Here is an 11,775-nt window from a genome sequence, read left to right on the forward strand (position 1 = left end):
ATGGGGCTTCGTCCCGTCTCCCGATAAAAACAGCGGGGTACTGGGCCCCCCCCCCCCCCCCCCACCACCCCCCCCCCCCCCCCCTCCCCCCCCCCCCCCCCCCCCCCCCCCCTTCCCCCCCCCCCCCCTCCCCCCCCCCCCCCCCCCCCCCCCCCCCCCACCCCCCCCCCCCCCCCCCCCACCACCCCCACCCCCCCCCCCCCCCCCCCCCCCCCCCCTCCCCCCCCTCCTCCCCCCCCCCCCCCCCCGGCCCGGTCCACCTCTTCGGCAACTCGCTCGGCGGCGCGGTCGCCACGCGCGTGGCCGCCGTCCGCCCCGACCTGGTCCGTACGCTCACGCTCGTGTCGCCCGCCCTGCCCGAGCTGCGGGTGCAGCGCACCGCGGTGCCGACGGGGCTGCTCGCCGTGCCCGGTGTCGCCGCCCTGTTCACCCGGCTCACCAGGGAGTGGACGGCCGAGCAGCGGGTGCGCGGTGTCATGGCGCTCTGCTACGGCGATCCCGGGCGGGTGTCGCCGGAAGCGTTTCGGCATGCCGTCGAGGAGCTGGAACGGCGGCTGCGTCTGCCGTACTTCTGGGACGCGATGGCCCGCTCCGCGCGCGGGATCGTCAACGCGTACACGCTCGGCGGGCAGCACGGGCTGTGGCGGCAGGCCGAGCGGGTGCTCGCCCCCACCCTGCTGATCTACGGAGGCCGGGACCAGCTCGTCGGCTTCCGCATGGCCCACAAGGCCGCCCGTGCCTTCCGTGACTCCCGTCTGCTGTGCCTGCCGGACGCCGGTCACGTGGCGATGATGGAGTACCCGGACGTGGTGGCCGGTGCCTTCCGGGAACTCCTCGCGCAGGCGGACGGCTCCCGCGAGGGCGCCGAGGCCGGTGCCGGTGCCGACTCCGTCGCCACGGGCACGAGGAGCTGAGGGCCGGGGTGGGACGTCACAGCCGCCGCGGACCGGCGCCCAAGAGCGACTCCGCGGACATAGCCGCACGACGCGAGGACCGACGGGGCGCACGCCCCGATGAGGGAAGGGACGGCGCGCCGGGTGCCCCCGGCGCCGCTCCTCGGCCTCCCGAGGGCACTCCCGCGCGTGGTGTGCCGGGGGCGGGCGACGGAACTCCGGCCCGTGGTGTGCCGAGGGCCGGCGGTGACGCGCCGGTGCCGGGGGTGCGGGGCGGACACCCCGAGCAGCGGGAAGCCGGCGGCGGCTGGGGGGAGTTGGCCGGGCGGGCGGGCGGTGCCGGCGGGCCCGGTGTCGTGCTGCCCCGGCAGCGACGGGCGGAGCCGGGTACCCCCGGGCCCGGCGGGGCGCGGCGCCGCCGTGGCCCCCGGCAGGAGTACCTCGACGCCTTCGACGGGTCCCGGGCCGACGGCGACGACGCCCGGGGCACCCGGGACACCGGGGACGCCCCGGACACCGATGAGACCGGGGCCCCCGCGTCGGGAGCCGCTGTGCCCGCGCAGCGCGGCGGGACCAAGGGGTGGGCCTTCACCGGTATCGCGGCGGCCGCCGTCGTCACCGTGCTCGCGGTGGTCGTCGCCGGCCAGGTGGCCGAGGGCCGGGACGGGGACGCGCAGGCGCAGTCCGTCACCGGCCCGGTCCACGACGCGGGTGCCGGCATCCCGGGCGTGCCGACACCCTCCGGCGGGCCGAGCGCGGTGACGCTGACGTACGACCAGAAGATGGGGCAGAAGTATCCGCTCGGTGCCACGGCGACCGGGCCGGGGAAGTTCGACGCCGTGCCCGGACTCGACAAGGCCCCCGGCACCGGGCAGAAGTACCGCTACCGCGTCGACGTCGAACAGGGCCTGGGGCTGGACGGCGCGCTGTTCGCCGAGGCCGTGCAGAAGACCTTGAACGACAGGCGCAGCTGGGCGCACGGCGGTGCCCGCACCTTCGAGCGCGTCTCCTCCGGCAAGCCCGACTTCGTGATCACGCTGGCCAGCCCCGGCACCACCGCCAAGTGGTGTGCCAAGTCCGGCCTGGACACCACCGAGGACAACGTCTCCTGCGACTCGGCCGCGACCGAACGCGTCATGATCAATGCGTACCGGTGGGCTCAAGGCAGCACGACGTACGGTGACCGGATCCATGCGTACCGGCAGATGTTGATCAACCATGAAGTCGGCCACCGGCTGGGCCACGGCCATGTCACCTGCCAGAAGGACGGCGAGCCGGCCCCCGTCATGCAGCAGCAGACCAAGTTCCTCGACCACGACGGGATCCACTGCCGGCCCAACCCCTGGCCGTATCCCACGAGTTGACCGGGTTCACTTATGTCACATTGACATGAGTCGTGAGTTCATACATATTTCTGCGCATGTGGTCTAGTCATGCCGTCCCTGGGAGCGCCGCCATCGAGCTGGCGCTCATCGGCGTGACCGCGCTCTGCGTGGCCGACATCCACTGTCGCTGACGCCGCCTCCCCGGCGTTCGCGTCGCGACCCTTCTCCCTCACCGTCCGTGGCCGTGCCACGGATCTCTCGACGACCCGACGCCGGGGCCGACGTCTGCCCGCAGCCGTCTCACTCCTCGTCCACATGTCTCACCTGTCGAGAAACGATCGAGCAGCGAGCGAGAAACCCTCGCCCACGTCCTGATCGGCTCTTGATCAACCCCGTCACGTCACCCGAGAGGTCGTCATTCCGATGCGTCAACCGTCCGTCATAGCGCGCCGCGTGGCAGCGGCATCCGTCAGCCTGGTCGTGGCAGCGGGCGCCGCCGCCTGCGGCCCTGAGGACAGCGATGCCAAGGGTTCCGGTGGCGACTCCGCGCCCCACAAGGGCGGCACGCTCACGGTCCTGAACTCCGAGCCGCAGACCGACTTCGACCCCGCGCGGCTGTACACCTCCGGCGGCGGAAACGTCCCCTCGCTTGTCTTCCGCACCCTCACCACGCGCAACCGCGAGAACGGCGCGGCCGGCGCCAAGGTCGTCCCGGACCTCGCCACCGACACCGGGCGCCCCGACAAGAACGCGACCGTGTGGACGTACACCCTGAAGAAGGGCCTCAAGTACGAGGACGGCACGCCGATCACCTCGGCCGACGTCAAGTACGGCATCGAGCGCTCCTTCGCCCCCGAACTCTCCGGCGGGGCGCCCTACCTGCGGGACTGGCTGGTCGGTGCCGCCGACTACCAGGGGCCGTACAAGGACAAGAAGGGCCTGTCCGCGATCGAGACGCCGGACGCCCGGACCATCGTCTTCCACCTGAACAAGCCCGAGGGCGAGTTCCCCTACCTCGCCACGCAGACGCAGTTCACCCCGGTGCCCAAGAGCAAGGACACCGGCACCAGGTACGAGTCCCACCCGGTCTCCTCCGGTCCGTACAAGGTCGTCAAGAACGAGAACGACGGCGAGCACCTCGTCCTGGAGCGCAACACGTACTGGTCGCCGGCGACCGACGGGGAGCGCAAGGCGTACCCGGACAGCATCGACGTGCGCTCCGGCCTCGACTCCTCGGTGATCAACCAGCGGCTGTCCGCGTCCCAGGGCGCGGACGCCGCCGCCGTCACCACGGACACCAACCTCGGCCCGGCCGAACTCGCCAAGGTGACCGGTGACAAGAGGCTGGCCGCGCGCGTGGGCACCGGCCACTTCGGCTACACGAACTACCTCGCCTTCAACCCGAAGGTGAAGCCGTTCGACAAGCCGGAGGTGCGCCAGGCGATCGCCTACGCCATCGACCGGTCCTCCGTGGTCAACGCGGCCGGCGGCAGTGCCCTCGCCGAGCCCGCCACCACCTTCCTGCCGAACCAGAAGTCCTTCGGTTACACGCCGTACGACCCGTTCCCGGCGGGCGCGTCCGGCAACGCGGCGAAGGCCAGGGAGCTGCTGAAGCGGGCCGGTTACCGCGACGGCCTCACGGTGACGCTGACCCACTCCAACAACAAGGACTTCGAGACCAGCCCGGAGATCGCCACCGCCGTCCAGGACGCCCTGAAGAAGGCCGGCATCACGGTCAGGCTGCAGGGCCTGGAGGACAACGACTACCGGGACAAGATCCACAGTGTGAAGACCGAGCCCGGTCTCTTCCTCGCCCACTGGGGCGCGGACTGGCCGTCCGGCGGCCCCTTCCTGGCCCCCATCTTCGACGGCCGGCAGATCGTCAAGGACGGCGCGAACTTCAACACGGGCCAGCTCAACGACAAGTCGGTCAATGACGAGATTGACGCGATCAACAAGTTGACCGATCTTGACGCCGCCGCCGGTCGGTGGGGCGCGCTGGACGAGAAGATCGGCCAGAAGGCCCTCGTCGTCCCGCTGTTCCACCCCGTCTACAAGCGGTTGTACGGCTCGGACGTCAAGAACGTCGTCATCAGCGACTGGACCGGTGTCCTGGACATCTCCCAGGTCGCGGTGAAGTAGCACCGTGAGCGAGGCACTTGCCGCCGTCGAGACCGCCGGGACGGACCTCTCCGTCCCGGCGGTCCCGGGGGCACGTCAGTTCTGGCGGCGGCTGCGGGCGCAGCGGGCCGCCCTGGTCGCCGCGGCCGTCGTCGCGCTGCTCGTCCTGGTGGCGCTCGCCGCGCCGCTGCTCACCGCCCTGGAGGGCCAGGACCCCACCACGTACCACCCCGCCCTGATCGACTCCGCGCGCGGCGGCGTGCCCATCGGTTCCTTCGGCGGCGTGGGCGCCGACCACTGGCTGGGCGTCGAACCGCAGACCGGACGCGACATGTTCGCCCGGCTGGTCTACGGAGCGCGGGTCTCACTGGGCGTGTCGCTGGGCGCCATGCTGGTCCAGGTCGTCCTCGGCGTCGCCATGGGCGTGGCCGCCGGGCTGGGCAACCGCTGGGTCGACCTGGTCCTCAGCCGCGTCACCGACATCTTCCTCTCCATGCCGCTGATGATCATGGCGCTCGCGCTGCTGGCCATCGTGCCCGGCAGCTTCCCGCGCCCGGTCCTGGTCGCGCTGATCATCTCGCTGGTCTCCGGGTGGTCCACGACGGCGAAGATGGTGCGCGCGCAGACCCTCACCCTGAAGAACCTCGACTACGTCGCCGCGTCCCGGCTCAGTGGCTGGAGCACCTGGCGGACCGCCGTGCGCGAACTGCTCCCGGGCCTCGCCGCGCCGGTCATCACGTACGCCGCGCTGCTGATCCCGTCGAACATCAGCGCCGAGGCGGCCCTGTCCTTCCTCGGAGTCGGCGTGAAGCCGCCCACCCCCTCGTGGGGCCAGATGCTCACCTCCGCCGACGTCTGGTACCAGGCGGCCCCGCAGTACCTGCTGCTGCCCGCGCTCGCCCTGTTCGTCACCGTGGTCGCGATGACCGTCCTGGGCGACGGCGTCCGCGTCGCCCTCGACCCGCGCGCCGCCTCGCGCCTGCGCATCGGCACCGGCCGCAAGCGGGAGGCGCGCGCCGGCACCGCCGTACCCGCCGGAGAACCGAGCGAGCCGGGCCGGCCGGTCAAGCCAGGGAAGGAGGACCGGCCGTGAGCGGCTTCACCGGCTTCGTGCTGCGCCGGGTCATCGGCGCCGTGGTCACCCTGTTCGTGCTCTCGGTGGTCATCTACGTCGTCTTCTACGTCACCCCCGGCGACGTCGCCCAGATCACCTGCGGCCCGCGCTGCTCCCCGGCCCAGGTCCACCAGGTGGCGCTGCAGCTCCACCTCGACGACCCGCTGTACGTGCGCTACTGGCACTTCCTGCAGGGGATCTTCGCGGGCCAGGACTTCTCCACGGGCACCTCCGTGGAGCACTGCCCGGCGCCCTGCCTCGGCCAGTCGTACCAGAGCGGCCGGCAGGTCACCGACATCCTGCTGACCAAGCTGCCGGTGAGCCTCTCGCTGGTGCTCGGCGCGATGGTGATCTGGCTCCTGCTCGGCGTCGGCACCGGAGTGCTCTCCGCCTGGCGGCGCGGCCGGCTCTCCGAACGCGTCCTGACCGCGGTCACCCTCGCCGGCGTCGCCACGCCCGTCTTCGTCATCGGCCTGGTCCTGATGATCGTCGTCTGCGGCGAACTCCAGCTGCTGCCCTTCCCGCAGTACGTGAACTTCACCGACGACCCCGAACAGTGGGCCTGGAACCTGCTGCTGCCCTGGTTCTCCCTCGCCCTCGTCGAGGCGGCCAACTTCGCCCGGCTGACCCGGGCGTCGATGCTGGAGACGCTGGCCGAGGACCACATCCGTACCTTCCGGGCGTACGGCGTCGGCGAACGCGCGGTGATCACCCGGCACGCGCTGCGCGGCGCGACGGCCTCCGTCATCGCGCTCAACGCGGTCACCTTCGGCTCGGCCATCGGCGGCGCCGTCCTCACCGAGACCCTGTTCGGGCTGCCCGGCATCGGACAGGAACTGGTGCACGCGGTCAAGGTCGTCGACCTGCCGGTGGTCGTCGGCATGGTCCTGGTGACCGGCTTCTTCGTGGTCCTCGCCAACGCCGTCGCGGACGTCCTGTACGCGGTGGCCGACCGACGGGTGGTGCTCGCATGAGCCTGGTGGACGTGACGGACCTGACCGTCGAGTTCGGGGCCCTGCGCGCCGTCGACGGGCTCTCCTTCAGCCTGGCGAAGGGCGCCGCCCTCGCCCTGGTCGGCGAGTCCGGCTCCGGCAAGTCCACGGTCGCGGGCGCCCTGCTGGGCCTGCACCGGGGCACCGGGGCCCGGGTCGGCGGCTCGGTGCGGGTGGCCGGCACCGACGTGCAGGCGGCCTCGGACGAGGAGCTGCGCCGGCTGCGCGGCGCGAAGGCCGCCATGGTCTTCCAGGACCCGCTGTCCTCGCTCGACCCGTACTACGCGATCGGCGACCAGATCGCCGAGGTCCACCGCGTCCACGCGCGCGTGTCGCGGCGCGCCGCACGCGCGCGTGCCGTGCAGGTCCTGGAGCGGGTCGGCATCCCGGAGGCGGCGCGGCGGGCCCGGTCCCGCCCGCACGAGTTCAGCGGCGGCATGCGCCAGCGCGCACTCATCGCCATGGCCCTGGCCTGCGATCCGGACCTGCTGATCGCCGACGAGCCGACCACCGCGCTCGACGTCACCGTGCAGGCCCAGATCCTCGATCTGCTGCACGGGCTGCGCGAGGAGACGGGCATGGGGCTGCTGCTCGTCACCCACGACGTGGGCGTGGCCGCCGAGAGCGTGGACGACGTCCTCGTCATGCGGCACGGCAGGGCCGTCGAACGCGGCCCGGTCGGCGCGGTCCTCGCGGCACCCGCCGAGCCGTACACCCGCGAACTGCTCGACGCCGTCCCGCGCGTGGACGCCCGCCGGACCGGCTCCCCGGCCACGGACGAGGTCGTGCTGGAGACCGTCGGCGTGCGGCGCGCGTTCGGGCGCGGCAAGCGGGCGCTGACGGCCGTGGACGACGTCTCGGTGACCGTCCGGCGCGGGGAGACCCTCGGCGTGGTCGGCGAGAGCGGCAGCGGCAAGACCACGCTCGGCCGCATGCTCGTCGGGCTGCTCGAACCCACCGCCGGCGAGATCCGCTACGCGGGGGGTCCGCACACCGGGGTGAACCCGGCCGTCCAGATGGTCTTCCAGGACCCCGTCTCCTCCCTCAACCCCCGCCGCAGCGTGGGCGAGTCCATCGCCGACCCGCTCCGCGCGCGCGGCGACCGGGACGAGGAGCGCATCCGGGGGCGGGTCAGGGAACTGCTGGAGCGCGTGGGGCTCGACGGGGCGCACTACGACCGTTATCCGCACGAGTTCAGCGGCGGACAGCGCCAGCGCGTCGGCATCGCGCGGGCGCTCGCCGCCGAGCCGCGCGCCATCGTGTGCGACGAGCCCGTCTCCGCGCTCGACGTCACCACCCAGGCCCAGGTGGTCGCCCTGCTCGGCGAGCTCCAGCGGGAACTCGGCCTCGCGCTGGTCTTCATCGCGCACGACCTCGCCGTCGTCCGCCAGGTCAGCGACCGGGTGGCGGTGATGCGGCGCGGCCGGCTCGTCGAGTACGGGCCCGCCGACGAGGTCTACGACAGCCCGCGCGAGCCGTACACCCGGCAGCTGCTGGCCGCCGTACCCGCGCTCGACCCGGAGCTGGCGGAGCGGCGGCGCGCGGCCCGGCGCGCACCGGCAACCGTCTGAAACCCGGCGTGCACCGGCGGGTGTCCCGGCGTCCGGCACGCGGGCCGAGCCGGCGGGTGGCGTAACGTTTCGCGCTCGGACGATCACCGTCCGGTCCCTTAGCGCGACGGAACGCGACCCGCGCGCGAAAGTTACGACTGTTCACCCCTTTTGGTGGTGGGGAGGGAAAACATCCCCCCCCCCCCCCCCCCCCCCCCCCCCCCCCCCACCGCCTCGTCCCCTTACGTTCATCCCGCTGTGAGCCGCCGGGACACGAACGGGCGGCTCCCCAGACGGGAGATCGGGGGTGTACACGTGCGCATAGGACTGCTCACCGAAGGTGGCCATCCGTATGTGAGCGGTGACGCCATGCTCTGGTGCGACCGGCTCGTGCGCGGGCTCGGGCAGCACGAGTTCGACGTCTACGCGCTCGGCGGCGGCCGGCTCCGGCAGGACGACGCCCGCGTCCCGCTCCCGCCACAGGTCCGGCGGGTGCGTACGGCGCCGCCCTGGACGGCCGGGGACGACGGCGCCACCCACGGACGGCGCACGCGCCGGCGCTTCGCCGAGTACTACGGCGAACTGGTCGCGGCGGTATGCGCCGCAGGCGCCCCGGCCGTGGCCGAAGGTGCCCCGGACACCGGCTCCCAGGACTGTCCCGATCATCTGGCGGACCGTTTCGGCAGCGCGCTGTACGGGCTCGCCGAACTCGCCCGCGACAAGGGCGGACTCGTCGGCGCCCTGCGCTCCGACACCGCCGTACGCGCCCTGGAGCGCGCCTGTCGTGGCCCGCACGCGCTGCGCGCGGCGCACGAGGCGCGCGTGCCCGATCTCCTCGCCGTCGCCGGCCACCTCGAACGCGCCCTGCGCCCCCTCTCCCTCGACTGGTACGACGACGACGCCCTCGGTGCGGCCGACCTCTGCCACGCCACCACCGGCGGCCCCGCCGCCCTCGCCGGACTGCTCGCCCGGCACTTCTGCGACGTACCGCTGCTCGTCACCGAGTACGGCGTCCACCTGCGCTCGCACTACCTGGCCCTCGGCCCCGACACCGCCGCTCCCGCCGTCCGCGCCCTGCTCGGCGCCTTCCACGGCCGGCTCGCCGCCGAGGTCTACCGCCGTGCCGCCCTCCTCACCCCGGGCAACGCGCACGCCCGCCGCTGGCAGGAGCGGTGCGGCGCCGACCGCGCGCGGATCCGCACGGTCTACCCCGGCATGGCGGCCGGCCGCTTCACCGAGGTCGGCGAGTCCCCGGACCGCGCCGATCCGCACACCCTGGTCTGGGTCGGCCGCGTCGAACCCGCGAAGGACCTGGTGTCCCTGCTGCACGCGTTCGCCGAGGTCCGCAGGGAGGAGCCCGAGGCCCGCCTGCGGATCGTCGGCTCGCCCTCCGGCGCCGAGGGCGCGGAGTACCTCGGCCACTGCCGGGCGCTGGCCGCGCAGCTCTTCCCGGACGAGGCCGAGGGGGCGCACGCCGTCGGCGACAACCCCGTCTCCTTCGAGGAGATCGGCGCACCGGACGCCCCCACGCTGCCCGACGCGTACGCCGCCGGCGCGGTCGTCGTCCTCTCCAGCGTCGTCGAGGGCTTTCCGGTCGGCCTCGTCGAGGCCATGTTCTGCGGCCGGGCCACCGTGTCCACGGACGTCGGCGCGGTCGTGGAGGTCATCGGGGGCACGGGGCTGGTCGTGCCCCCGCGCAATCCCCGGGCGCTCGCCGAGGCGTGCGTGGCGCTGCTGCGCGACCCCGAGCGCCGTGAGCGCCTCGGTGCCGCCGCGCGCGCCCGGGCACTCGAACTGTTCACCGTCGAGCAGAACATCGCGGCATTTCACGGCATTTACCTGGAGATCGTCTCGCACTGCCCGGTCCGCCGGGTCGTCCTGGACGAGTCCGGCGAACCCCTGCCGTTCGCCACCCCGGCCGAGTCCCACGTCCCGGGCCGCTGGACCGTCCCCACGGCCCCCGTCGTGCCCCGCTCCGCCCCCGCCCGCTCCGTCCCCACCTGGGCCCCCCACACCCCGGTCCGCGCGACCCCGCTGGCGGCGGAGGGAGCGCGATGAGCGACCTGGACGACCGGACCGTGGGCGGGGGGGCCGGCGGGGGTGGGGGGGCCGTTTCCGCCGCGGCGGACGGATCCGCCGGTGACGCCACCCCGGGTCGTGGAGAGCCGGCCTTGGCGGACCGGCCCGGAACGCCCCGTGGTGCCGACCCCTGGGACGCGCGGTCGGGGGAGTGGCTGACGGCCGACCCCGTCGTGCGGAGCACGGGGCACGCGTCCGGGATCCCGGCCGGCCCCGCCCGTGACGCCTCGTCCCCTGCCGACGTCATCGGCGACGGCCCGACCCCGGACGGAACCACCCGCGCCGCCTCGTCACCTGCCGGCCCCGGCCGTGACCGGGACGGGGGCGCCGTGAGCGGACGCGGCCGGGGCGGGGACGCCGCGGGCGTCCCGCGGGCCGCGGTGGAGGCCAAGGCGGACGCGGAAGCCAGGGCGGGGGCGGAGGCCGGGCGGAGGCGGGCCGTGGGTCCGCGCCGAGGGGCCGGTGACCCGGTGAAAGCCCTGCTGCACCGGCACCGCGCGCTGTGCGAGCGGGCCGTGGACCCGCTGGAGATCGCGGCGGGACTGGAGGCGCACGGCGTCACCGACCGCACCGCCGCCCGCTTCCGCCACCGCGACGTGTTCTCCCTCGCCGAGGAGCTGTACGCGCGCGTGCCGCGCACCGCCGAACCGCGCCCCGACGCCGGGTCCCTGCCGGCGCCCCGGGTCCGTGCCGGCTGGGTCCTGCTCAGCCTCCTGCCCGGAGCGCTCGGCGCGGCCACGGTGACCGGGCTGCGCCTCACCCACGGGCACCTCCGGCTGCTGGTCGCACTCGGCGGTCTCCTCGCCGTCGGCGTCGCCGTCCGCGCGGCCCTGCGCCACGGCCCGCTCGCGTGCCCGTCGGGCACGCGCGCGTGGCGCACCGTCCCCCGCCCGCGTCCCCGCACGCGCACGTGGTGCACCGCTCTCGGTCCGCGTGCGTGCACGCTCTGGCTGCTCGGGTACACCCTGGTCGGCGACGGACTCCTCCACGCGGTTCTGACGGGCGGCCCCGACTCCCCGCCCACCGGGACTGCGGACGGCCCGTGGCCCACGGCCACCGCGCCCGTCCTCGCCCTCCTCGTGGCCTGCGCCCCGGCGGCCTGGTCCGCCCACCTGCTCGCCGCAGGCGCCCGCCGCAGACTCGTGCGCAGCCGGGGCCTGGGGGACTTCACGGCGGCCGCGAAACCACTGCTGTCCGGCGTGTTCGCCCTGTTCCTGGGCGCGCTGACCGCACTGCTCGCCGCGTGCGGCACCGTCCTGCACGAGCCCGCCGCCTTCCCGCAGGCCCTGACGCTGGGCGCCCTGTTCCTCCTCGCCCGCCTGCTCACCGCGCACCGGCACCGCCGTGCGCCCGCCCTGGCGCTCGGCGCGGCGACGGCCGCGGAGGCGGCGGCCCTGGCACTGCCCCTGGCCGGCCGGCTGCCCGGCTGCGCCTTCCTGGCGACGCCCGTCGAGACCCTCATCGGTGCCTGGGGCGAGACCGCCGTACCCGCCCTGGCCTGCGGCACCGCGGCCCTGGCCCTGCTGTGGCACGCCGGCCGCACCCTCACCCGAGCCTCGGCCCACGCGCCCACGGGAGCGCCCGAGTGAACCTTCCGCCACCGGCCCCGTCCGGCCGCCGGAGGCATCCGCACGACCCTTCTGAAGGAGAACACCAGATGACCACCTCCCGAGCCGGGGCGCCCGGAACCGCCGGCGCCTC

8 protein-coding genes and 1 pseudogene are annotated in these 11,775 nt (G+C 74.4%); all 9 read left to right on the forward strand.

Annotation, left to right across the window (positions count from 1 at the left end; translation table 11 throughout):
* Window positions 1-248 precede the first annotated feature (248 nt).
* Window positions 249-914: pseudogene (locus tag ACZ4VF_RS36905) on the forward strand (alpha/beta fold hydrolase); the annotation flags it as partial.
* 59 nt (window positions 915-973) lie between these two features.
* Window positions 974-2,257: a DUF3152 domain-containing protein gene (locus tag ACZ4VF_RS36910; RefSeq protein WP_467931622.1), complete on the forward strand. Its 1,284-nt coding sequence runs from the start codon at window positions 974-976 to the stop codon at window positions 2,255-2,257.
* A 56-nt stretch (window positions 2,258-2,313) separates the two neighbouring features.
* The gene (locus ACZ4VF_RS36915; RefSeq protein WP_387508797.1) at window positions 2,314-2,409 is read left to right on the forward strand and encodes an Ms4533A family Cys-rich leader peptide; all 96 of its coding nucleotides are present in this window, start codon (window positions 2,314-2,316) and stop codon (window positions 2,407-2,409) included.
* A 232-nt stretch (window positions 2,410-2,641) separates the two neighbouring features.
* On the forward strand, window positions 2,642-4,360 hold the full coding sequence (locus ACZ4VF_RS36920; protein WP_467931542.1) for an ABC transporter substrate-binding protein: 1,719 nt from the start codon (window positions 2,642-2,644) through the stop codon (window positions 4,358-4,360).
* Between the two features lie 4 nt (window positions 4,361-4,364).
* Window positions 4,365-5,432: an ABC transporter permease gene (locus tag ACZ4VF_RS36925; RefSeq protein WP_467931544.1), complete on the forward strand. Its 1,068-nt coding sequence runs from the start codon at window positions 4,365-4,367 to the stop codon at window positions 5,430-5,432.
* Window positions 5,429-6,427, forward strand: coding sequence for an ABC transporter permease (locus ACZ4VF_RS36930; RefSeq protein ID WP_467931545.1), 999 nt, complete (start codon window positions 5,429-5,431; stop codon window positions 6,425-6,427). The genes ACZ4VF_RS36925 and ACZ4VF_RS36930 overlap by 4 nt, the downstream gene beginning before the upstream one ends.
* Window positions 6,424-8,016, forward strand: coding sequence for a dipeptide ABC transporter ATP-binding protein (locus tag ACZ4VF_RS36935; protein WP_467931546.1), 1,593 nt, complete (start codon window positions 6,424-6,426; stop codon window positions 8,014-8,016). The genes ACZ4VF_RS36930 and ACZ4VF_RS36935 overlap by 4 nt, the downstream gene beginning before the upstream one ends.
* A gap of 333 nt (window positions 8,017-8,349) precedes the next feature.
* The gene (locus ACZ4VF_RS36940; protein WP_467931548.1) at window positions 8,350-10,053 is read left to right on the forward strand and encodes a glycosyltransferase; all 1,704 of its coding nucleotides are present in this window, start codon (window positions 8,350-8,352) and stop codon (window positions 10,051-10,053) included.
* A gap of 113 nt (window positions 10,054-10,166) precedes the next feature.
* Window positions 10,167-11,663, forward strand: coding sequence for a hypothetical protein (locus ACZ4VF_RS36945; protein WP_467931549.1), 1,497 nt, complete (start codon window positions 10,167-10,169; stop codon window positions 11,661-11,663).
* Window positions 11,664-11,775: the final 112 nt, after the last annotated feature.

The organism is Streptomyces sp. NPDC029151 (assembly GCF_055564315.1).

What these genes read in the sequence shown, in the direction of transcription:
- ACZ4VF_RS36915 (WP_387508797.1), top strand. Translation starts at nt 2,314, where the DNA reads ATGTGGTCTAGTCATGCCGTCCCTGGGAGCGCCGCCATCGAGCTGGCG.
- ACZ4VF_RS36920 (WP_467931542.1), top strand. Translation starts at nt 2,642, where the DNA reads ATGCGTCAACCGTCCGTCATAGCGCGCCGCGTGGCAGCGGCATCCGTC.
- ACZ4VF_RS36935 (WP_467931546.1), top strand. Translation starts at nt 6,424, where the DNA reads ATGAGCCTGGTGGACGTGACGGACCTGACCGTCGAGTTCGGGGCCCTG.